Consider the following 21126-nt stretch of genomic DNA (forward strand, 5'->3'; position numbering starts at 1 on the left):
TTTTAAGATTGGTTTAAGCCAAGCTTCTCCCTGATTTTTGTCACCTTCTCTTCAACGGTCTCTTCCAACGGATGGCTAAGCAGGTAAAACTTTTCTCCGTTATCCAGTTTTAGATAGGCTCGGTATTCATGGTCAGTCACTACATTTTGCTTATTGGAAAGCGAATACATGGTTTGTTTCGTCTTTACCCGATTGATGAAAATTTTTTCTATCGACTCGTATTGAATAGGCTTCCCGAACTTATGCCCCATGGTCCAAATGCCATCAAACAGAGTTTTATTTTCTTCATTGATAATGATTACATAGGAGGCAAACCAGATGCCTGGCAGAATAGAGGCGATCGCAATGGCAATCAAAATGGACCAGGGTTCCGGTAAGGCATCCATTAGTGAAATGGTTATAACAACCATTACTACTACAGAAACCAAACGAATGGGCAGGTTTACAACTTTTCCCTTGTTTATTCGAACAATCCTCATTACTTGTCTAAAGTACCAAACTATTTTCGCATAACCGAGTTTCGATCCTTATGAAAGAAATTGCGCTTTTCCCTTTGAATATTGTGGCGTTTCCCGGAGAGGCAGTCAATCTTCATATCTTCGAACCACGCTACAAAGCGCTGGTCAACGACTGCCTGGCGAATAATACCACATTTGGTATTCCATCTTATGTACTTAACAAAATAGAATTAGGCACTGAAGTTGAAATTATCGAAGTGACCAAAAAATACGAGGATGGGCGGATGGATATTAAAACCAGGGCTAAAGATGTTTTTCAGGTCTTTGACTTTTGGAATCCATGGGGTGATCGTGAATATGCCGGAGGTAAAATTGATATCATAGAGCATGAGAATGATATTGCAGATCCTAGTTTGCTTTATCAATTTAAGGAAATGAGCGCACGGTTATTTGGATGGCTCGGAGAAACAGACGTTCCGGATATTTCTACAATAGCTTCGATCTATGATATCGGTCACAAAATAGGTTTGAAGCCGGAAGAAGAATACCGGTTGCTACAAATGGGTGACGAGAATGAACGATTGCGTTTTGGAATTAAGCATCTCGAACATTTGCTTCCGGCACTGGAGCGGGCACACAACGCTCAGGAGCGGATCAAACAAAATGGTCACTTTAAGCACCTGGATCCGCTAAAGTTTTAATTCGAAGGCTATTAAGCGGCCTTTCCGTGTAATATTTCGTTGTTTACTAGTAATTTTCACCCATGATCGAAATCAGTGGTTTTGGAGTCGTTTTGTTGTTTTTGGTCGGAGGGATTGGATTTCTGATGGTTACGTTGATCGTGGGGAGAATGCTACGACCATCAAGACCTACAGCTGAAAAACAAACAACGTATGAATCTGGTGAAGAGCCTTCCGGAACAGCATGGGGGCAATTCAATGTGAGGTTTTACATCATCGCCCTGATTTTTTTATTATTTGAGGCAGAGTTGGTTTTTCTTTTTCCTTGGGCCACTGTTTTTGGGAAAGAAGAATTGATCCAACGGACAAATGGTCTCTGGGGAAAATTCTCCATGATCGAGACATTTATTTTCATTGGAATTCTTTTGGTGGGTTTGGCGTATGTATGGGCAAAAGGTATGCTGGAATGGGTAAGACCAAAACCTAAAGCTTCGACCTATAAATCTAAGATTCCGGCAAGTGCTTACGATAAATTCAAATGAGCAAAGAAGAAGTAAATATTGGCGGATTAAAGACCGGAGAAGGTGGAATCATCGTCTCCAAACTGGATGACCTTTTGAATTGGGCACGATTGAGTAGCCTTTGGCCTGTTGGGTTTGGTTTGGCTTGTTGCGCCATCGAATTTATGTCTACTTCTTCATCTGCTTATGATCTCGATCGCTTTGGTGTCATCCCGAGAAACTCACCCCGCCAGGCGGATGTGATGATTGTTTCCGGGACGGTTACCTTTAAAATGGCGGATCGGGTAAAACGACTTTACGAGCAGATGGCGGATCCGAAATACGTTATCTCCATGGGTTCTTGCGCCAATTGCGGGGGGCCTTACTGGGAGCATGGTTACCACGTACTCAAAGGTGTAGATCGGGTCATTCCAGTAGATGTATATGTGCCTGGTTGCCCACCAAGACCCGAAGCATTGATTGGTGGATTCTTGAAGCTTCAAGAAAAAATCAGGACAGAATCTGTTCTGCGACCAAAAGCACTAGAAAAATTAATGGAGAAAGATGCAGTTTGAAGAAGTCAAATCTTTGATTGAGGCAGGGTTTCCGGGAGCTGTGCTTGGTGAGGATGAAGCATCTACTCCTAAGGCTTTATTGATTCACAAGGATCATGTAGTTAATGTTTGCAGTCTTCTTCATACCTACGAAAAAACCTACTTTGATTCGCTTTCCTGCCTGACCGGATTAGATAATGGAGAGGAGAAGAATACGATGGAGGTGATTTATAACCTTTACAGCATTCCCTTTGATTTGCATTTAGCTTTGAAAGTTGAGCTTGATCGATCAAAGCCGGAAATTGACTCGGTAACGAAAATCTGGAGAACTGCCGACTGGCATGAGCGCGAAGCATACGATTTGTTGGGAATACAATTCAAAGGTCATCCTGACCTGAGAAGAATTTTGCTCCCTGATGACTGGGAAGGGCATCCTCTTAGAAAGGATTACGTGGAGCAGGAAGAATATCATGACGTCAAGGTAAAATATTAATTCAATTAAGAATTGATGATTGAAAATGGAAAATGACAAAAGGCCAAATGTTCTTCTCGATTTGAGTTATGATTTTGCTCTTGCAATCGTAAATTTTTCAAGGCATCTTCAAAAGGAAGAAAAGGAGTTTGTTTTAAGTAAACAAGTTTTAAGAAGTGGTACCGCAATTGGCGCACTTTCTGAGGAAGCACAACAAGCAGAATCCAAGGCTGATTTCATTCATAAATTGGCTATTGCGAATAAAGAGGCACATGAAACTCATTATTGGTTAAGATTGATCAAGGACTCGAGCATTTCGACAGAAGTGGATGACCTAATTGAAAAGTCGGAAGGTTTGAAGCGATTACTGGTTTCGATCATTAAAAGTTCTAAAATGAGAGCTGTATGATTTGGATAATTTTCAACTTTTCATTCTCAATTTTCAATTGATATGAGTTCTCAATTCTCAATTGTTAATTCTCCGTTGAACAGGTCTGAGCCTTTAAAGTACAAAGAGTCTGACCTCAAAACTGAGGAGATGATTGTCAATCTCGGTCCTCAGCACCCTTCAACGCATGGGGTTTTAAGGCTTGAGGTGGTCACTGATGGCGAAATAGTGGTTGATGTCATTCCCCACATGGGATACCTGCACCGGTGTTTTGAAAAGCATGCTGAATCACTGGCCTACAATCAGACAATTCCCTACACCGACCGTATGGACTATACGGCGGCAATGAATAATGAATGGACGTTCGTGATGGGGGTGGAGAAGATGCTAGACATAGATAAGGAAATACCCAAGCGGATCGAATACATTCGGGTGTTGGTTTCGGAGCTAAATCGCTTAGCAGCTCACTTCATTGCTATCGGAACTTATGGGATGGATATTGGAGCGGTGACTCCTTTTCTCTGGATGATGCGCGATCGGGAGCATATTTTACGCATGCTCGAGTGGGCCAGCGGAGCACGCATGCTCTACAACTACATCTGGGTCGGAGGATTGTTTTATGACCTTCCGGTCGGATTCGAGGAGCGAGCGAAAGAATTTGTGTGCTACCTGAAGCCGAAATTGAAGGATTCGGAAACACTCCTGATCAACAATAAAATCTTTATTGAGCGTACAGCGAATGTGGGCGTTTTGCCTTCCGATCTGGCGATCAATTATGGCGTGACAGGGCCAATGTTGCGAGGATCTGGTTTACGTTATGATTTACGAAAAGTCGATGGCTACAGTGTGTATCCGGAGCTGAACTTTGATGTGCCTATTGGAACAGGAAAAATGGGAACTGTCGGTGATTGCTGGGATCGAAACTGGGTCCGATATGAAGAATGCTGGCAATCCATCAAGATCATTGAACAATGTGTGGAGAAGCTTTTAGGCGAGCACAAACGAACCAAAGAATTTGATCCACGAGCGATGGTGCCTAAGAAAATCAGGCCGAAAGCTCAGGACTTTTATGTTCGAACAGAGAATCCGAAAGGCGAGTTGGGCTACTTTTTCCGGTCAGATGGCCGTTCGGATCAACCATTGAGATGTAAAGCTCGGGCACCCAGCCTGAGCAACCTGTCAGTCATTGCTGAGATCAGCAAAGGCTGTATGTTAGGTGATTTATTTGCTATTTTAGGTTCTATGGACTTAAATATGGGTGAAGTAGATCGCTAGTTATGATAAAAATTCTCACTTCCGAGCAGATACGGGCAACAGATCAGTATACGATCAAAAACGAGCCTGTTTGTTCGCTTGATCTCATGGAGCGGGCAAGCAATGCTTTTGTGATGAAGTTTCTGGAGGTCAATCGAGAGAAGCGTCCGGTCAAGATCTTTTGCGGGGTAGGAAACAATGGAGGCGATGGCCTGGCCATTGGTCGATTATTGAAAGAAAAAGGCTGGGAGGTCTATTTATATGTCGTGGGTAAAACGCAAAAAGGTTCTGATGATTTTAAGGCCAACCTGAATCGATCTGAGCTTTATGCTATCCTGAGTGATTCAAAAGATTTCCCAACCATAAATGAGAGTGATATCGTAATTGATGGCCTTTTCGGTTCAGGACTCTCCAGGCCAATAGAAGGATTTTATAAGGAAGTTGTTGAGTACCTGAATGATAAGAAATGTTTGAAATTTTCTATCGACATAGCATCCGGTTTATATGCTGATCAACCGCTTCCTTCTGATGCCATTGCTTTTCGTCCGGATTACACGTTTTCCTTTCAGGTACCGAAGCTTTCGTTTTTTCTTCCTGAATATTATCCATATGTCGGAGAGTGGCAAGTGATAGATATTGGGCTAGACCAATCCTTTATTCAAAAGCAAGAGACCAGTTTTTATCAAACTGAACTAAAAGACATTGCCTCTCTCTTCCCAACCAGGCAAAAGTTTACTCACAAGAATGAAGTAGGCCGACTGATGGTTGTGGCTGGAAGCAAGGGAAAAATGGGGGCGGCTGTGCTAAGCACGGAGGCAGCTTTCAGATCAGGTGCCGGGTTGGTGAATGTGTGCGCTCCAAAATGCGGAGTGGATATTTTACAAATCTCCGTTCCTGAGGCCATGGTGATTGATGGAAAAGGAGTTAACGATATTCAGGTAATTCCAACTTCAGATGATACGGTGATTCTGGGACCCGGCTTAGGGACAAGCAAGAAGACGTTGGAGGCTTTTGAGAATTTCTTGCGATCAACAAAAAAGCCAATGGTGATCGATGCGGATGGTCTCAATTTGCTGGCCAAAAAGAAAAGCCTTTTAAAACAGGTGCCGAAAGACTCTATTCTCACACCTCATCCGGGCGAGTTTCAGCGATTGGTAGGGAAATGGAAGAATGATTTTGATAAGCTGGAACAGTTGAGCGGATTTTGTCAAAAGCATGAAGTAAATATGGTTTTAAAAGGCGCCTATTCAGCGATATGTGATTTGAATGGCCACATTCATTTCAACTCCACAGGCAATCCGGCACTGGCAACTGCAGGCAGTGGTGATGTGCTTACCGGAATGATCGGCGGGTTTCTGGCTCAAGGGTTAGCTCCCTTTGATGCATTAAGATTAGGAGTTTATCTCCACGGACTTTCCGGTGATCAGGCTGTGCGGGAGTTGGAGATGCCATGGATACAAGCTTCAGATATCATTCAATTTTTACCGAACGCAGTAGGATCAGTGATGAATAGATGTCTTTAGACAAAAAGTGCTAAAAAATCGATTAATTGAAAAATCTCCTCTCAATTGATTTAAATCAATTATTTCATCGGAAAGTACAATGAGAAATGGCCTGATTAACGTTAATTAACGATTATTATTTTCTGGTCATTAGGAACAATATGAAAAAAATTGCGTAATTTGTTAGTACAACCATGCGCAATAAACTGATCATACTTACGTTCGCCCTAGTTTTTAGTGGGGTTACCCTTGCTCAAGGGGGATCGGATTTTTCGCAAGAATCCAAAATTAGCATTTATCCTAATCCAGCCGTTGAGCACATTTTTGTGCAGTTGGATAGTGAATTTTCCAATGCAGAGTTTGAACTAAACTCCATGATCGGGAACAAGCTTCAAATCAAACCAGAAGAGGTTGGCTTAGGGAAGTACAAGATTCCTGTCAAGGATTTAGCTACCGGTTACTACTTCCTGATTATTAAGGATGAGGATCGGAGATTCAAAAAGGCCTATAAATTTTTAAAGCACTAATCGATAATTTTTAAAGACATAAAAAAACCTCCAATTGGAGGTTTTTTGCTTTATGTTGATTTTGTTTAGTTGCCTGATTGCAACTGCGTGTAGTACTTATTGAATAGCTCTTCGTACTCAGCAGCTTTCTCTCTCTCACCGTTAGCACGATAGGCCCTGGCAATTTCATTCAAAGACAATAGCTGTTTTTGCAACTCATTTGTCTCAGAGCTATCTGTAGAGAAGTAGAAATCCAGCCACTGCGAAGCATACATTGAAGAACGCTCAGCTACATGATCTGCCAATTCCGGCTCACCCACTTTCAGCAACATGTCTACTTGCTGAACGCTAAAAAAGTCGAATGGGACCGATTCATCAGGCATCACCTCCAGGCACTTTTTGAGTACTTCTGCCGCTCTTGCATAATCTCCTTCGCTGATCAGGTCTTCTGCAAGCGTGTTGAATGTAGATCGAGAGTTCAAAACAAAACCAAGGTAATCCTGGGTGTAGTATACACTCGGATCATCCAGATTCGTCCAGGTAAATTTATTCATCACATTGTCATACATCACCTCAGTGTTTACCGGGTAACCTGATCGTGTATCGCCTGAATTTCTGATCGGAAGCACGCGATATGCCATTCCTTCTTGTAAGACATGAGGTCGCATGTCAATGTTGAGTTGTGCGATGGAAGTGTTATTTAAGTATATTGGACGATCCCAATTGCTATTAACCAAAAGATCCAGGAATGCCAGATCTTTTTTCTCGAGCGCACGGCCTTTGATCCTAAGGATCATCTTATCTTCGATCATGTCATGCATGTCTTCCGGCACAATTTGCTTCGCTTTCATCGTATCCACTTCCAGGAATAAAGTTCGAGATGGAATGGTATTGTAGACCGTGTAATTATTTGGCTGAATTTGAAGGCCAGGGTTTTCCTCTTTGATAAACTTTAAAAATAGTTTTGCATTAATAGCACTACCCTTCAGTTCCTCTCTTTCATAAACCATCAGGTAATCGTTCAATCCACCCTGCTGGTAGTGACCGATTGGCAGACCATAAGGAAGCGGCTCAGACTCATAAGCCTCTCTTGCCGATTGCTGGATGTACCAATCTGTATTATAGTAACTCAGTACGAGTACACGAGCGTCTTGACGAAACTCTTCTACTTCTTGCACATACCAAAGGGGAAAAGTGTCATTGTCACCTCCGGTGTAGATCACCCCTTGTGGGGCAACAGATGAAAGATAATTCTTAGCGGCATCCACTGAAAAATATCGATCCGATCTATCATGATCATCCCAGTTTTCACTGGCTAAAAGAACATTTGTGCCTAGTCCAACTAGAAGTGAATAAATGGCTAAAACTTTGCTATTGCTTATTTGTAAAATAATCTTACCTAAAGCGATAAGTCCAACACCAGCCGTTCCCAAGAATAAAACCATAGTAGAGGCATCTGTAGAGGACCCAAGGATAACCGATTGAAAAATGAAAGCTATGGCAGTTGCTGTTGCAACGGCTCCAAAAATTTTGCTTATTTCTTTCCATTTCAATTTGGCAAAACTGAAAATCCCCAAAATTCCAAACCCAATCCATATGGTGAAAATGTAGAATGAACCTGCATAGATGTAATCTCGCTCTCTGGGTTCAATTGGAGGGGTATTTAGGTAGAGTACGATCGCAATTCCTGTCATGAAAAACAGGAGTGCTGTAGCTGAGAAAAGCTTAATGTCTTTCTTGTACTGGGCAAATATTCCTATTATTCCTAATAGTAATGGAAGAGCAAAATAGATGTTTCGCCCATTATTGTTTTCCAGGACATCTGGGAGCATGTCAAAGGCATCTGCAATTCCAACCCAGCCAGCTCCTTGAATATCACTTTCTCGGCCGCTGAAATTCCACATGAAGTAACGGAAATATTGATGACCCAACTGGTGCACAATGAGGTAATAAAAATTATCACCCCAGCTTGGTTTTTCCCCTTCGCGTAAGCCCGTCACTTGTCTGTATTTTCTAACGTGATTAGGGTCAGAGCTGTACATCCGTGGGAGGATAGTGGTGTGAGCCGGGTCATACACCTGCTCCACTTTGTAGTCTTTAATCACGTACTCATCATCCCCACGCATGTAAACCGTTCCTGCTTTTTTGTTTTCAATCAGCTCTGCGGTGTAATAAGGACCTTTAAACAATGGCCGACTTCCATACTGCTCTCTTTTCAGATAGGAAACGAATGAGATGATTTCTTCTGGGTTGTTTTCATCAATAGGTGGGTTGTAATTACTCCGAATAACAGCTAGTGAGTACGAAGAATATCCAATGAGAATAAAAGCTAAAGCGAGTAAGGAAGTATTTAGTACGTATTTGTTGTGCTTAATGGAATAGTAAATCCCATAAACAAGCCCGCCGATGACTAATAATCCAAAGAAGATTACACCAGATCCAAACGGAAGTCCAAAAGAGTTTACGAAGAAAATCTCCATTTTTCCAGCAACGGAGGGAAGTCCGGGGATGACTCCTTCAAGGACAATCAGCACAATAGCTGCTGAGATGAGCATGGTATAGATGATCCCTTTTCTGGTCACTTTTTCGTAGTACTTGAAATAGACGATCAAGCCCAATACCGGAATCGCTACGAGGTTCAATAAGTGAACACCGATAGATAGCCCCATCATATAAGCGATCAAAATCAGCCATCTTGCCCGATCCTGTTCTTCAGTCATGTTTTCCCACTTCAGGATCGCCCAAAAAACAAACGAGGTGAAAAATGCAGACATTCCGTACACTTCAGCCTCTACAGCAGAGAACCAGAAAGAATCAGAGAATGTACAAGCCAGTGCGCCGACCAAACCTGTTCCCATGATCAGAATGGTGTCAGTTGTTGTCTCCTCACCTTTTTTCACTTTCAAGGCTCTTTTTGCCAGGTGCGTGATGGACCAAAAGATAAACAGCACAAAGAATGCACTACTCACCACACTGAGCATATTCACCCAGTAAGCAACTTGTGTCACATCCCCGCCTGCCAGGAGTGAGAACATCCTCCCGGTTAGAAGGAAAAATGGTGCTCCCGGAGGGTGAGGCACCTGTAGTTTATACGAGCAAGCGATAAACTCCCCCGCATCCCAGAAACTAGCCGTAGGCTCAACGGTGAGAATGTATGTAACAAGTGCAACAAGAAAGGCAAACCAGCCTGTGATGATATTGATCTTTTGGTATCCCATAGTTGAAATTATGTGAAGGGCGAAAATAGCAATTAACCCGAAGTTTTCAGGCTATTGTTCTGTTGGATTTAGAATAACAAATTGATTTGCAAGGTATTGATAAAAATGATCGTACGCTCCGTTTTTACGGTCAACTCGCAAAAGGGATAAGTTTTTTAACATCTTTTAAAACTAAGCGGTGTATTTGGGTCGCCCCACCGCACATTCCTTGCGGCCACACCGGCGCAGGCGGGTGGGCCGCTGAGATTCTGCTAAACCCTTTGATTTTGCCTTCTTTGATGTGCCGTATAATGCTTCAAAAAAAACTGTCAAGTTTGTTTTAAATAGACCCTGAAACAAGTTCAGGGTGACGATCAAGCTAAGAGCGCATGGTTGATTTCCGTGCGTCATGCTGAACTTGTTTCAGCATCTTAAACTTGACAAAGTAGGAGCTGTTTTGGTCGATTAATACACCGCCACATAGAACGCCAGCCACACAAAAAAGAAAAGCACATATGTACTCAAAACGATGTAAGCTGAGATTTTTAATTTTTTCCCGCTGAGGAAATAGATACCCAAAACAAGTACCGGCCAGTAGAGTACTTCAAAAATATTGATCGACTTCAATGGATACTGCCACTTTGGAGCGATTTGTGTGTAATCAACCAGGTTGATAAGTGAAAAAGGATAAAAAGCCATGTAATCGTTGTAATCCGGATCGGTGTAGAAAAGGGTAAACCAAAGCACCTTAACTATTTCTGGCAGGAAAAAGACAATTTCGGCGAGCATCACCATTTTCCAGAGTTGATTAAAATGGACACGATAACCAAACATGAAACACCCAATCCAAAGCGTTAAAGTGGTCCATGTCCATTTCCAGGCAAGAAAAATAGGAACACTTAAATATTGAATGCCATACAAAATGTCAAATACCCAAATATCTCCTCGTTCGTTCAACACTTCGAAAGCCGCTATCGAATCAATAATGAAGATACGTTTCACGAAAAGTAGTGCTATATATGTTATGCAGATGATGAAAAACATCCCTGCTCCGTTAAAATCGAACCAATCTTCAAGAAATTGCTTTCGGTATTTAGTTAATCGGTCGGTCATTTAGATTTGCGATTGAATGCAATTAAACGTCAAAAATATCATCCTGTCAGGCCTTATCCTATTCTCGGTGAGTGCTTTGGCTCAGCGGTCAAACGGACAGTCGGATGGCGACAGTGCCCGGTACAGCTTGCTTATCAACCCCTTCATACAGATTGAGAGCACAGCAGCCATCAATTCGATGTACAATTTTGAATTTAAAAAGGCTCATAGTCATTTCAACTATTTGCAGAACGAATATCCCTGGCACCCACTGCCTTACCTCCTGAAAGGACTCAACTACTGGTGGCGAATTGTCCCTGATTATAACAATACCACATGGGATGAAGAGTTTTTGGCCTACATGGACACCACGAAATTTCTTGCCGAGAATGTATATGACAATTACAATGAAATTGAAGGGGCATTCTTTCTTGCAGCAGCTTATGCATTTGAGGGTCGATTGTATTCAGAAAGAAGAGAATACCGAAAGGCCGCATTTGCAGGGAGTAAATCACTGAAGTATCTCGGTGAGTGTAGAGGCCATGAAGAGTACAGTCCTGAGCTACTTTTTGGAGATGCACTTTTCAACTACTACGCAGAATGGATTCGCGAGGAATATCCGCTTCTTCGTCCGGTCATGATGTTTTTCCCGAGTGGAGATAAAGAGAAGGGGATTCAGCAATTAAAAGAGGTGGCAAGAAATGCTTTCTACTCCCGAACAGAGGCACAATACTACCTGATGCGAATCCTTGCCACTGAGGAAAACGACATAGCAGGGGCACTCCAGGTAGGTGAATACCTGAATAAACAGTTCCCAAAGAATGCCTACTTCCATCGCTACTATGCCAGGTTATTGTATCAGTCCGGGAGGTATGTAGAAGCTGCAAAGGTTTCACAAGCGATTTTGCAGCGCTTGGATAGTGGTCAAATCGGCTATGAAGCCAACAGCGGCAGGTACGCTTGCTTCTTTTTGGGACATGTGAATGAGATCCGAAGGAATTATGCTGTTGCAAAAGACTACTATAAGCGAGGGATGAAGTATGCAGAAGAAGCTCAGGCTACTGATATGGGCTACTATTTCTACTCTTTATATCATTTGGGAAAAATAGCAGAGGCTGAAGGGGATGATGAGCTGGCCGAAGACTACTATAAGCAAGTAAAAAAAGCAGCTAAAAGGAAGCATCCAGCGCATGAGAGTGCCCGGGAACGATTGAAGGACATGTAGTCAGAAGTGTCTATCTAACTTGTCATCTCGACCGAAGGGAGAGATATTTACTAAATGGAACCGCTGATAAGTTTGTAAAGATTTCTCACTGCGCCTGCCTGCCGGTCAGGCAGGTTCGAAATGACACAAAGGCTTGTTTGATGGCAGTCAATGATTGATCAGTTAAAACCGGAATGCCTTCAACCATTTGTCCTTATTGGCTTCCACACTAAAACCTTTCTCTACGGTCTTTTTGCCAGCTGCCCCTACTTTTTTTCTTAAATCGACATTTTCAATTAGTAAAGATAATTTCTCTACCCACTCTTCGCTGGATCCGGCAAGAAATCCATTTTCACCATCTTGAATGATGTCCGAATTCACACCTACAGGAGACATGATCGTGGGAATCTCCAACGCCATGTATTGAAGGCCTTTTAGGCCACATTTGCCTTTGCTCCAGTCATCATCCGGGAGTGGCATTATTCCTATATCTATTTCACAAAGGTCATGGACTTCCGTTTCACTTTTCCATGTCAACCCCTGGATGTTCAGTTCCTCATTTTTATAGTTACCATCTCCAATCACTTTAAAGTAAACACGATCACCGTATTTATCTTTTATTTTTCTAAGAGGTTCCAACGCACTTTCAAAGTGCTTAATAGTAGAGAAGCTTCCACTCCATCCTATGCAAACTCCGGGATGACTCTTTTCAGAATCTACTCTCACATATTCATTTAGCTCAATTGTGGTGGGGATAATGGTGATATTATTTGTGTGATTTCTCGCATAATTGGCCAGATACTCATTGCCAGCTATAGTAAGGTCACAGAATGAAATGATTTTGCCCGTCTTTTCCGGGCTTTTCAATTTTTGAAAGAAAGATTGATTTGGGTTTTCGTCTTGAAGCCAGATGGAATCGTCAAAATCGAAAATGAGTTTAGCCTTTGACTTTTTGAATAGCCATTCGAAAAATGTACCGAAGAAGAAGGCATCCCGGTAAATAAAAATATAATCGTAGCGATTGGCTCGAAACACATCTTTGATCCTTTTTAGTAAGGCTGAAATTCCGACTCCAACTTTGATCAGGGTTTTCCCTGAGCCGTAAAAGATTTTGTCCTGACGCTCATTGAGCATTGGAGAATAGGTGATTTCAAACCCCTCTGATTCTAAGTAGTCAAGGTATTGTTCATGCCTAAACCGCTGACCGGGTGACCGATCTTTTCTGTGCAAGGTTAGAAAGAGTATTTTAGGCATCAGTCTTCCAACCACACCGGTGGCAGCTTTTCGGTGATTTCAATGTTTTCGAACTTGGAGCTCTTTTTTGCCCCGGTGGCCTTAGCCCAGCCAACCATACCTTTTAACCCATCTTCCAGGGATGTTTTGCTGTATTCTCCAAATATTTTCTTGATTTTTGAATGGTCTGAATGGGCATGAACAACCTCATTTCTTGCGTCGAGGAATCGTAATTCACTTTCTAATCCCATAGCATCGATTACGGCGCTTGCCAGCTCTTTCACGGTATACTCTTTATCGGCCCCTATATTGAATATCTCTCCATAGCATTCTTTATGATCCACACAGTTGGCAATAATCGGAGCGATATCTCCCACATAGGTAAAGGCACGGGTTTGGCTACCGTCACCAAATATCGTGAGTGGGTTACCCTGCATCAACTGATTCATAAATATGCCCACCACATTTCGGTAGCGGTCTCCCAGGTTTTGATATTCACCGTAAACATTGTGCGGCCTGAAAATGACATAATCGAGTCCAAACATTTCATGAGAAACTTTTAGGTCCATTTCCACTGCCAGCTTTGCAATGCCGTATGGGTCCTCCGGCTGAGGGGTCATATCTTCCCGCATAGGAGGGGGGAGTGCCCCGTAGGTGGCGATGGATGAAGTGAATACAAAGCACTTCACTTTGTGTTTAACTGCCTCATTGATCAGATTAACACTGCCGGTCAGGTTATTGGTATAGTTGAATCGCTTGATGAAGTGGCTAAGCCCTTCAGCTGCATAAGCTGCCAGATGGTAGATATATTCTATTTTATAGTCGTTGAAGAGCTTTTCAAGCAATTCATGATCAGTAATGGAACCTTTGATAAAAGTTGCTTCGGTAGGAACGTTTTCTTCAAATCCGCCACTGAGGTCATCCAATACGATGACTTGCTTACCTTTTTCGATCAAACTGCGCGAAACATGCGCTCCAATGAACCCGGCACCTCCGGTTACTAATGAGTAGGACATGATTAAGTATTAATGAATTGCAAATAAAGAAAGAAGTTTAAGATAGATGTCTTTTTTCGATGTAATGCAAGGTTTTTGGTGTGAATTCAATTACAAATGGATCCACTTTTTGTACCATTTCTGAAAAACGTAAATTGTCCAAATGGTTGAATGTACATCACCCGGGTTTTGTGAGAAAAGCTTTTCTTTCAGCTTCATTACCTGTGTAGGGTTAAATACCCCCTGCTCTTCTAGAAATGCCTGGTCAAAAACCACTTCATCAATGGATGTGCTTAGTTCATTCCTCATCCAGCTAAGCATAGGCACCTCAAATCCTTTTTTGGAACGGTGATGAAGCTCTTTAGGAAGAATGTGCTCAAAAGCATCTTGTAGAACCGTCTTGCGTCTATTCTTGTCGATTTTGAAGTGTGGAGGTAGCGAACGAGCGAAAGCAACAAGGTCTTTATCTAAAAATGGAACCCGGACCTCCAGACCATTAGCCATCGACATCAGGTCCACCTTTGTGAGCATATCTCCAGGCAAAACGATCTTAAGATCAAGGTCAAGAAAATCATTCAGATCAAACCCTTTATCACTGGGCTTAAAACTATCCATCAAATCGGATGGAATGTTTGATTCTGGTGGATTCACCATCAGCTCTTGCGCATGAGTATTGAAAGACGCTAAATGCCAATATTTATCATATGGATGCATTTCCATTAGCTGTGCATACTTTGATGCTCTGCGAGCCAGGTTTCCGGCTTTTGAAGACCTGGAGCCGGGCAAGGTTTTGAGTAGGGGCGCCAGCCACTTTATGAGTTGATTCGGTAATGTTGTTTCTCCAGATCGTTGAAAAGCCAGGTGCTTGTAATAGCCTCCGAATAATTCATCAGCTCCATCACCCGATAGTGCCACTTTGATGTGCTTGCTCACATGTTGAGATAAAATAAATGTAGGAATAGCGGAGGAATCTGCAAATGGCTCATCTATGTAATCGAGTACCTGATCAAGACTATTAAGTAAATCATCATTTGTCAGAGAAAAGGTGGTGTGATTGGTATTGAACTTTCTAGCGACGAGTTCAGCAAAATTTGTCTCGTCAAAAAAGTCATGATCCCGATAGCCAATTGAGAAGGTATGTAAGTTTGAGTCAAACTTGGATGCCATGGCGACCACAGCTGAAGAGTCGGTCCCACCACTTAAAAATGATCCCAATGGCACATCCGCAACCATACGCCTCTCCACTGACTGCTCCAGAAGTTTTACTACTTGATTTTTGGCATTTGCATAGTCTCCACCAAATGCAGACTTGCTTTCGAATGACCAGAAAGGCTTGATGTCTACACCGGAATGATTGACATGCATATAGTGTCCGGGTAAAAGCTTTCTGACACCCGATATCATAGACATCTCTGATGGCAGGTAGGTAAGTCGTAAATACCAATAAAGCGAATGCTGGTCAATTTTTCTCGGAATTGGATAGCTTAAGAGCGCCTTCATTTCGGATCCGAAAGCGAAAAACTCATCATTCTGATAATAATGAAGGGGCTTTATTCCCATTCGGTCCCTTGCCAATAGTAGGGATTCTTCCTTTGAGTCATAGAAGGCGAAGGCAAAAAAACCATTGAGCATGGAAAGGCATTTATCGCCTTTCTCAATCAAAAGATAAAGCAACACTTCGGTATCTGAAGCGGAATGAAAGTCTACAGCCAATTCTTTCGCCAATTCTTTGAAGTTGTAGATCTCTCCATTGAAAACCAGTGTGTAACGTCCGGACTGATCAGTCATGGGTTGATTGGCTTTTGCGGAGGTATCAATAATCGAAAGCCGTGTATGTCCCAACCCCACTGATTGATGATGAAAAACTGCTTGATTGTCCGGACCTCTGGAAGACAATGATTGAGTGGCTGATTCCAAGCAGCTCTTTAGATCGGGTGCATTATTTGAAAGGTGTTTGTATCCGGTTATGCCACACATTGCCGTGCAAGTTAAATTAACTCTTAGATTTGCTAAATGGGTCTACAAGACTTAATAGTAACTCCTATTTATTTGATCCTTTTGACGTTTGCCGCCTTGTTAGTACGTCCTTACGTCACCAATAAGGAAACGCGCAAATATTTTTTACCGGCTCTCTGGGTGAGGTTTGCCGGAGCAATATTATTGGGTATCCTTTATCAATTCTACTATGGAGGAGGTGATACGTTCAATTATTGGGAGCATGGAAGCAGATGGATTTATTCAGCATTCGGAGATGATATCTCATTAGGAATAAAACTTTTATTAGAGCCCGGTGGGGAGTGGGATCCGGAAACATTTCAATACACAAGCAATATTTGGTACTACAGGGATCCGGCATCCTATGCGGTTGTTAAGGCTACCGCATTATTTGATCTGATTACCTTTCATACATACTCTGCTACTGCTTTGTTTTTTGCAGTCTTCAGTTTTTCGGGATTATGGGCTATGTATACTGCTTTGAATAAGAACTATCCAGAAAATGCAGGACGACTAGCTATAGCTATTTTGTTTGTTCCTTCTGTTATATTCTGGGGATCTGGAATACTAAAAGATTCAGTTACTATTGGAGCTATTGGATGGATAACCTGGTCATTGGTGAGATGGATTGACTTGAGAAATAGAAGTTTTATTGAGGCTTCTGTTTTTTCAATTTCATTATTCCTCATTTATAAAATTAAGATGTACATCTTGATTTGTTTTTTGCCATTAATTACTGTTTGGGTATTCTTTAAGTACATTAAGAGAGTTAGAAATATTGTTTTAAAGATTCTTGTTGTACCCGTATTAGGGGCTGTATTCGCTATAACGGGTTTTTTTACTTTAAAACAAGTCACAGAGGATAGTAATAGATACCAATTGGACAACATCGCTGAAAGAGTTCGAATTACAGCTTATGATATTCGCTATGGGTGGGGGGCAAGGACAGGAGGAGACGGTGGATATGATATTGGATTACCTGATGGTAGCTGGCAAAGTCTAGTGAGCCTTGCTCCTAAAGCCATAAACGTGAGTCTATTTAGACCCTATATCTGGGAGGTTAGAAACCCTTTAATGGTTTTAAGTGCACTTGAATCGCTAGTTATTTTCTTACTATCTATGCGATTGATCATTAAAGGAAATATCAGAGCTAAATTCAGTGATCCCTTTCTTATTTTCTGCATCGCTTTTTCCATGCTATTCGCTTTTGCAGTCGGTGTTAGCACATTTAATTTTGGAACTTTGATGAGGTATAAGATACCAATTATGCCTTTTTTGGGTACTATTCTAATTTCTCAACTTGGAAAGAATGCGAAAGTTGAAGAATAAACTAATAAAAAGTTGGTCTTCGCTATTCACAAAGGATTCTTTCATTCAGAATTTTGCATTTGTCTTTGGAAGCAAGTCTATTACTTTTCTAATAGGATTTGCTTTAACTCCAATTATAGCACGTGTTTTTGAGCCAGAAGCCTACGGTTCTTATGCCTTATATCATGCTATTGTTTTGAATGTCTCACTTTTTTTGACAATGAAGATTCCCACAGCTTTTGTGATTATTCGAGATGAGCCTGAATTCAAAGAGCTATTAGGTCATTTAGTAGGGTACTTAATTGTTGGCATATTACTCGTTTCAATATTGCTACTGCTATTTGGTGAATTTTTATTTGGCGATCTGTCAAATCAACATCTTATGAATGGTTGGTACTTGATTTCTCTAGGTATTGCACTATATGCATTTGCTGATATCCTCTCAAATTGGAATGTTAGAGAGAAAAAGTTCAAGGAAATTTCCAAGTATGCACCCATTGAAGCATTAACAACAAAAATGAGCTCATTTGGAATCGGATGGCTCAAAGCAACTTCCAAACTAGGGTTGATTCAAGGTGAACTGATTGGAAAGTTTACTTATATTCTAATTTATTCTAAAAAGTTCTTAAGAGGTAGGTATGATTGGCTTTTTCCTAAGTTTTCATTAAAGCAGTGGAAAATTCTATTTAGAAAATACAAGGAGTATCCATTATATATTTTACCCGCTCAGTGGATAAGTGTTCTCTCAAACAGCATAATAATTTTTTTTCTATCATATGAATTCTTTGCTGATGATGTAGGCAAATACAGTATGTCTATTGGGCTAGTTTCAATTCCAATGAATGTTATAGCCTACTCGCTGCAGCCTATTCTTACTCAAAAAATTGCTTCAGTCGATGATCCTGATATGTCAATTGAATTAATTAATAAGTTTGTTACATCAATTCTAATAATAATATGTTTGGCATTACCTGTCGGTTTCTTCTTTTCTGAAACAACTATAAACCTTTTTTTAGGACCAGGGTGGGAAGAGAGTGCGGTGTTTATTTCTTGGATGATTCCTTTAATAGGATTTCAAATCATATACTTCCCTCTTATTGGTGCATTAATCGGGATGAGAAGAAATAAAACTACACTAGTTGCTAATCTAATCAGACTATTATTTATCCTTCTCGCGATTCTAGTTCTATCCTTGTTCCAAATATCGTTTAATCAAACAATTAGTTACATAATTGCTTTTTTAATGGCTTCATATTTTGCTGGGATAGTTTTTTCACTTCATCAAGCCCGTATTGGAGTGAAGACTATAATGATAGTTGTGGTTTACGGACTTGTTAGTTTTATTTACTTATGCCTAGTGGAATCATTTAAATTTGAATAAAATTGAGTCGATTGTCTCAAAATCTTTCCTTAAAACATCTTTTAAGGTAGTTTCTTCATTACCATCCAGTATAATATTATCATAGTCTTTGAAGACTAAGAGAGTTTGTTTAAAAATATCTTTTGCTTTTTCTTTAGTTTTCCTTCGCTGAGGATCTAGAATGTTATTTAGAAATCTTTCAAGCCGAGTTTTTTCTCCCTCTAGAAACTCAATCAGGTTATTAAAGTGAAGAGATAATAGAATTGTAGGATTATGTTTTTTGATAAAATCTACATTTTGTGGAAGAATGAAAAATTCACCGCCTTCAATATCCATTTTTAAAAGAGCCACTGATTCTTCTTGAATGAATTCAAAAATAGAATCAAATGGAATAGAGGACTTTATTGATTGTGCATTTTTGGATTTAATCCTTTTAAGAAGGCTGGAACCAGAATCACCATATTCCCACCTAGAATACAATGTAATATTTGTCCCATCGGAAGTAACTGCTTTATTTGCTATGGTGGGATTATACTTAAAATCATTCAATTTCACGTTTTCAGAAACCTTTGAAAAAGCTACATCATCCGGCTCAAACCCATAGCATTTGGCACCAAGACTAGCTGCATATAATGTAGTAGGACCTATCCACACCCCTATATCTACGAATATTGAGTCCTCTGATAAATGATCATCTAATACTTTCAAAGTGTTTGGTTCCCAAGAACCTGACTCCATTTGATTCCAGAAAGATTCATTTCCTGTCGTAGTAAAGAAGGAATTTCTTATTTTAACTTGCCTCACAAAAAAATATTTGTGTCTAAAGTAGTCAGATATGAAAGCATTTCTTAAAAAAATAGTTGTTCATTTTTATAGAAAGGCGGATTCTTGGAATAGGGAACTGAAAGTGGAGGAGCTTAGGAGGAATTTTCTAATACATAAATCAATTCGTTTTTGGAATCTCTCTTTGGAGGGAAATATAGAAATCGGAGAAGGCACCTACTTAAATGATTCTTGTAGAATTGATTCTGGTAAAAACTCAAAAGTTAATATTGGTAAATATTGTGCTATAGGGAGGTGGGTTCATATCACCTCAAAAACTCACGATTTAAAACAACCGACTCCTAATGGCAAAATAAAAACCATTCCACACATCGAAAGTGATACACTTATAGGTAACTATGTTTGGATAGGAGATCATTGTGTAATTAGTCATGGAGTTAAAATCGGAGATCATGCGGTTATTGGTGCAAATTCGTTTGTTAACAAGGATGTAAAACCATTTGAAATAGTTGGTGGTGTTCCAGCAAAACATATTAGGTACAACGATAAAAATATACTTTTTAAGGGGTGAAGGTTCTCCATATAACTTCCTGGTATCCGAATCGAGTAGAACCTAAAGAAGCTATGTTTATTCAGCGACAGATCGAAGCTCTTGATGAATTCGTTAGCGATCAGAAAGTTATCCATGTGAGGGTACACCAAGGAAAGCTAAGATTCATCCGTTATGAAGATTTTGGAGCGTTACATTTTTTGCTTCAAATCCCAACCAGCCGATGGTTTATTATTGAATTTTTCTCATCAATTCTTACGCTATTTGTGTTGCTAAAAAATAGAGCGAATAGCTATGATGTTCTCAACTTTCACATAGCTTACCCAAACCTGACTTATTGGCATTTAATTAAGAGATTTTTCAAACCAAAAACGGTAATCACCGAGCACTGGAGTGCCTATCATTTCAATTTTGGCGTTAAGAAAAGTTTGCGGAGAGTGCAAAGGGTATTTAAGCAAAACATACCTGTGATCACAGTCTCCAAAGCATTGGGTAATGACATCAAGCAATTCAGTGGAGCCAATTTTGTGGATTATATCGTCCCAAATGTGATAGAGAATGATTTTAAGAAAATTGACATTGAGCGTGAGAAAGGACGATTTTTCATGGTTTCACAATGGAAATCACCTAAAGATCCTTTTATTGTAATCAATGCCTTTAAAAAGCTTTTGGGTGTTGACCCAGCGATAAAGTTAATTATCGCTGGCTATGGTCCGCAATGGTCTGAGATTGCTGAGTTGTCTCAATCTTTTAAGCAAATTGAGTTGTTAGGTAAACTTGATTCTGCAGAGATCACACGACAGATGAACAAGGCTTCAGCATACCTTCATCCTTCAGGGTATGAAACCTTTAGTGTGGTTTGTGCGGAAGCATTAATGTGTAGGTGTCCGGTGATTGCCAGCAATGTAGGCGGGATTCCTGAGTTTGTGAATACTTCAAACGGCGTACTTGTTGAGAACAATTCCATAGAAGGTTTTTTTGAAGCTATGTATAAACTACTACAAGCGCCAATGGAAGTCGATGAAGTTCCTGATTTCTCTAAAAAAACCATTGGGAAAGAATATTACAATGTTCTAAGAGTAATAATGAGTTAAA

At 40.6% G+C, this 21126-nt stretch carries 20 protein-coding genes; 13 read left to right on the forward strand and 7 right to left on the reverse strand.

Going from position 1 to position 21126, the window contains the following annotated elements; translation table 11 throughout:
- Nucleotides 1-2 precede the first annotated feature (2 nt).
- Nucleotides 3-479 carry a hypothetical protein gene (locus ACOQON_RS02170; RefSeq protein ID WP_420577288.1) on the reverse strand — a complete coding sequence of 159 codons (477 nt, stop codon included), beginning with the start codon at nucleotides 477-479 and terminating at the stop codon, nucleotides 3-5.
- A 50-nt stretch (nucleotides 480-529) separates the two neighbouring features.
- Between ACOQON_RS02170 and ACOQON_RS02175 the strand changes: the two genes are divergently transcribed.
- From ACOQON_RS02175 to ACOQON_RS02210, 8 genes are all read left to right on the forward strand, one after another.
- Complete coding sequence (locus ACOQON_RS02175) at nucleotides 530-1159, forward strand: LON peptidase substrate-binding domain-containing protein (protein WP_420577289.1); 630 nt, start codon at nucleotides 530-532, stop codon at nucleotides 1157-1159.
- Nucleotides 1160-1221: 62 nt separating this feature from the next.
- Nucleotides 1222-1680, forward strand: coding sequence for an NADH-quinone oxidoreductase subunit A (locus tag ACOQON_RS02180; RefSeq protein ID WP_420577290.1), 459 nt, complete (start codon nucleotides 1222-1224; stop codon nucleotides 1678-1680).
- Nucleotides 1677-2213 (forward strand): NADH-quinone oxidoreductase subunit B, encoded by a 537-nt coding sequence (locus tag ACOQON_RS02185; protein WP_420577291.1) that lies wholly within the window; start codon nucleotides 1677-1679, stop codon nucleotides 2211-2213. The genes ACOQON_RS02180 and ACOQON_RS02185 overlap by 4 nt, the downstream gene beginning before the upstream one ends.
- Nucleotides 2203-2685: an NADH-quinone oxidoreductase subunit C gene (locus ACOQON_RS02190; protein WP_420577292.1), complete on the forward strand. Its 483-nt coding sequence runs from the start codon at nucleotides 2203-2205 to the stop codon at nucleotides 2683-2685. The genes ACOQON_RS02185 and ACOQON_RS02190 overlap by 11 nt, the downstream gene beginning before the upstream one ends.
- Nucleotides 2686-2710: 25 nt before the next feature.
- On the forward strand, nucleotides 2711-3073 hold the full coding sequence (locus ACOQON_RS02195) for a four helix bundle protein (protein WP_420577293.1): 363 nt from the start codon (nucleotides 2711-2713) through the stop codon (nucleotides 3071-3073).
- A gap of 42 nt (nucleotides 3074-3115) precedes the next feature.
- Nucleotides 3116-4327, forward strand: a complete 1212-nt coding sequence (locus ACOQON_RS02200) for an NADH-quinone oxidoreductase subunit D (RefSeq protein ID WP_420577294.1) — start codon at nucleotides 3116-3118, stop codon at nucleotides 4325-4327.
- 2 nt (nucleotides 4328-4329) lie between these two features.
- Nucleotides 4330-5829: an NAD(P)H-hydrate dehydratase gene (locus ACOQON_RS02205; protein WP_420577295.1), complete on the forward strand. Its 1500-nt coding sequence runs from the start codon at nucleotides 4330-4332 to the stop codon at nucleotides 5827-5829.
- A 173-nt stretch (nucleotides 5830-6002) separates the two neighbouring features.
- Nucleotides 6003-6335, forward strand: a complete 333-nt coding sequence (locus ACOQON_RS02210) for a T9SS type A sorting domain-containing protein (RefSeq protein ID WP_420577296.1) — start codon at nucleotides 6003-6005, stop codon at nucleotides 6333-6335.
- A gap of 65 nt (nucleotides 6336-6400) precedes the next feature.
- Here ACOQON_RS02210 and ACOQON_RS02215 read toward each other — a convergent pair whose 3' ends face one another.
- Nucleotides 6401-9532: a protein O-mannosyl-transferase family gene (locus ACOQON_RS02215; RefSeq protein ID WP_420577297.1), complete on the reverse strand. Its 3132-nt coding sequence runs from the start codon at nucleotides 9530-9532 to the stop codon at nucleotides 6401-6403.
- Nucleotides 9533-9976: 444 nt separating this feature from the next.
- A complete protein-coding gene (locus ACOQON_RS02220; protein WP_420577298.1) occupies nucleotides 9977-10624 on the reverse strand; it encodes a hypothetical protein in 648 nt (215 codons plus the stop codon).
- A gap of 16 nt (nucleotides 10625-10640) precedes the next feature.
- On the opposite strand from ACOQON_RS02220, the gene ACOQON_RS02225 reads away from it, so the two are divergent.
- Complete coding sequence (locus tag ACOQON_RS02225) at nucleotides 10641-11828, forward strand: tetratricopeptide repeat protein (RefSeq protein ID WP_420577299.1); 1188 nt, start codon at nucleotides 10641-10643, stop codon at nucleotides 11826-11828.
- A gap of 162 nt (nucleotides 11829-11990) precedes the next feature.
- Here ACOQON_RS02225 and ACOQON_RS02230 read toward each other — a convergent pair whose 3' ends face one another.
- From ACOQON_RS02230 to asnB, 3 genes are all read right to left on the reverse strand, one after another.
- Nucleotides 11991-13061, reverse strand: a complete 1071-nt coding sequence (locus ACOQON_RS02230; RefSeq protein WP_420577300.1) for a glycosyltransferase family 4 protein — start codon at nucleotides 13059-13061, stop codon at nucleotides 11991-11993.
- Nucleotides 13061-14056, reverse strand: coding sequence for an NAD-dependent epimerase/dehydratase family protein (locus ACOQON_RS02235; RefSeq protein WP_420577301.1), 996 nt, complete (start codon nucleotides 14054-14056; stop codon nucleotides 13061-13063). Before ACOQON_RS02235 ends, ACOQON_RS02230 begins: the two co-directional genes overlap by 1 nt.
- Nucleotides 14057-14146: 90 nt before the next feature.
- Nucleotides 14147-16012: an asparagine synthase (glutamine-hydrolyzing) gene (asnB, locus tag ACOQON_RS02240; protein WP_420577302.1), complete on the reverse strand. Its 1866-nt coding sequence runs from the start codon at nucleotides 16010-16012 to the stop codon at nucleotides 14147-14149.
- Nucleotides 16013-16048: 36 nt separating this feature from the next.
- Here asnB and ACOQON_RS02245 point away from each other — a divergent pair, with 36 nt between their 5' ends.
- Together ACOQON_RS02245 and ACOQON_RS02250 are read left to right on the forward strand one after the other, a co-directional pair.
- Entirely contained in the window at nucleotides 16049-17359 is a 1311-nt protein-coding gene (locus tag ACOQON_RS02245) for a hypothetical protein (protein WP_420577303.1), read from the forward strand.
- Nucleotides 17340-18719 (forward strand): lipopolysaccharide biosynthesis protein, encoded by a 1380-nt coding sequence (locus ACOQON_RS02250; protein WP_420577304.1) that lies wholly within the window; start codon nucleotides 17340-17342, stop codon nucleotides 18717-18719. Before ACOQON_RS02245 ends, ACOQON_RS02250 begins: the two co-directional genes overlap by 20 nt.
- Here ACOQON_RS02250 and ACOQON_RS02255 read toward each other — a convergent pair.
- Complete coding sequence (locus ACOQON_RS02255) at nucleotides 18702-19502, reverse strand: FkbM family methyltransferase (protein WP_420577305.1); 801 nt, start codon at nucleotides 19500-19502, stop codon at nucleotides 18702-18704. The genes ACOQON_RS02250 and ACOQON_RS02255 overlap by 18 nt on opposite strands.
- 31 nt (nucleotides 19503-19533) lie before the next feature.
- Here ACOQON_RS02255 and ACOQON_RS02260 point away from each other — a divergent pair, with 31 nt between their 5' ends.
- Together ACOQON_RS02260 and ACOQON_RS02265 are read left to right on the forward strand one after the other, a co-directional pair.
- A complete protein-coding gene (locus ACOQON_RS02260) occupies nucleotides 19534-20052 on the forward strand; it encodes an acyltransferase (protein ID WP_420577306.1) in 519 nt (172 codons plus the stop codon).
- Nucleotides 20049-21125 (forward strand): glycosyltransferase, encoded by a 1077-nt coding sequence (locus ACOQON_RS02265; RefSeq protein ID WP_420577307.1) that lies wholly within the window; start codon nucleotides 20049-20051, stop codon nucleotides 21123-21125. Before ACOQON_RS02260 ends, ACOQON_RS02265 begins: the two co-directional genes overlap by 4 nt.
- Nucleotide 21126 lies beyond the last annotated feature (1 nt).

This window comes from Ekhidna sp., assembly GCF_965221965.1.
GTDB lineage: Bacteria > Bacteroidota > Bacteroidia > Cytophagales > Cyclobacteriaceae > Ekhidna.

What these genes read in the sequence shown, in the direction of transcription:
- ACOQON_RS02170 (WP_420577288.1), bottom strand. Translation starts at nt 479, where the DNA reads ATGAGGATTGTTCGAATAAACAAGGGAAAAGTTGTAAACCTGCCCATT.
- ACOQON_RS02175 (WP_420577289.1), top strand. Translation starts at nt 530, where the DNA reads ATGAAAGAAATTGCGCTTTTCCCTTTGAATATTGTGGCGTTTCCCGGA.
- ACOQON_RS02180 (WP_420577290.1), top strand. Translation starts at nt 1,222, where the DNA reads ATGATCGAAATCAGTGGTTTTGGAGTCGTTTTGTTGTTTTTGGTCGGA.
- ACOQON_RS02185 (WP_420577291.1), top strand. Translation starts at nt 1,677, where the DNA reads ATGAGCAAAGAAGAAGTAAATATTGGCGGATTAAAGACCGGAGAAGGT.
- ACOQON_RS02190 (WP_420577292.1), top strand. Translation starts at nt 2,203, where the DNA reads ATGCAGTTTGAAGAAGTCAAATCTTTGATTGAGGCAGGGTTTCCGGGA.
- ACOQON_RS02195 (WP_420577293.1), top strand. Translation starts at nt 2,711, where the DNA reads ATGGAAAATGACAAAAGGCCAAATGTTCTTCTCGATTTGAGTTATGAT.
- ACOQON_RS02200 (WP_420577294.1), top strand. Translation starts at nt 3,116, where the DNA reads ATGAGTTCTCAATTCTCAATTGTTAATTCTCCGTTGAACAGGTCTGAG.
- ACOQON_RS02205 (WP_420577295.1), top strand. Translation starts at nt 4,330, where the DNA reads ATGATAAAAATTCTCACTTCCGAGCAGATACGGGCAACAGATCAGTAT.
- ACOQON_RS02210 (WP_420577296.1), top strand. Translation starts at nt 6,003, where the DNA reads ATGCGCAATAAACTGATCATACTTACGTTCGCCCTAGTTTTTAGTGGG.
- ACOQON_RS02215 (WP_420577297.1), bottom strand. Translation starts at nt 9,532, where the DNA reads ATGGGATACCAAAAGATCAATATCATCACAGGCTGGTTTGCCTTTCTT.
- ACOQON_RS02220 (WP_420577298.1), bottom strand. Translation starts at nt 10,624, where the DNA reads ATGACCGACCGATTAACTAAATACCGAAAGCAATTTCTTGAAGATTGG.
- ACOQON_RS02225 (WP_420577299.1), top strand. Translation starts at nt 10,641, where the DNA reads ATGCAATTAAACGTCAAAAATATCATCCTGTCAGGCCTTATCCTATTC.
- ACOQON_RS02230 (WP_420577300.1), bottom strand. Translation starts at nt 13,061, where the DNA reads ATGCCTAAAATACTCTTTCTAACCTTGCACAGAAAAGATCGGTCACCC.
- ACOQON_RS02235 (WP_420577301.1), bottom strand. Translation starts at nt 14,056, where the DNA reads ATGTCCTACTCATTAGTAACCGGAGGTGCCGGGTTCATTGGAGCGCAT.
- asnB (WP_420577302.1), bottom strand. Translation starts at nt 16,012, where the DNA reads ATGTGTGGCATAACCGGATACAAACACCTTTCAAATAATGCACCCGAT.
- ACOQON_RS02245 (WP_420577303.1), top strand. Translation starts at nt 16,049, where the DNA reads ATGGGTCTACAAGACTTAATAGTAACTCCTATTTATTTGATCCTTTTG.
- ACOQON_RS02250 (WP_420577304.1), top strand. Translation starts at nt 17,340, where the DNA reads ATGCGAAAGTTGAAGAATAAACTAATAAAAAGTTGGTCTTCGCTATTC.
- ACOQON_RS02260 (WP_420577306.1), top strand. Translation starts at nt 19,534, where the DNA reads ATGAAAGCATTTCTTAAAAAAATAGTTGTTCATTTTTATAGAAAGGCG.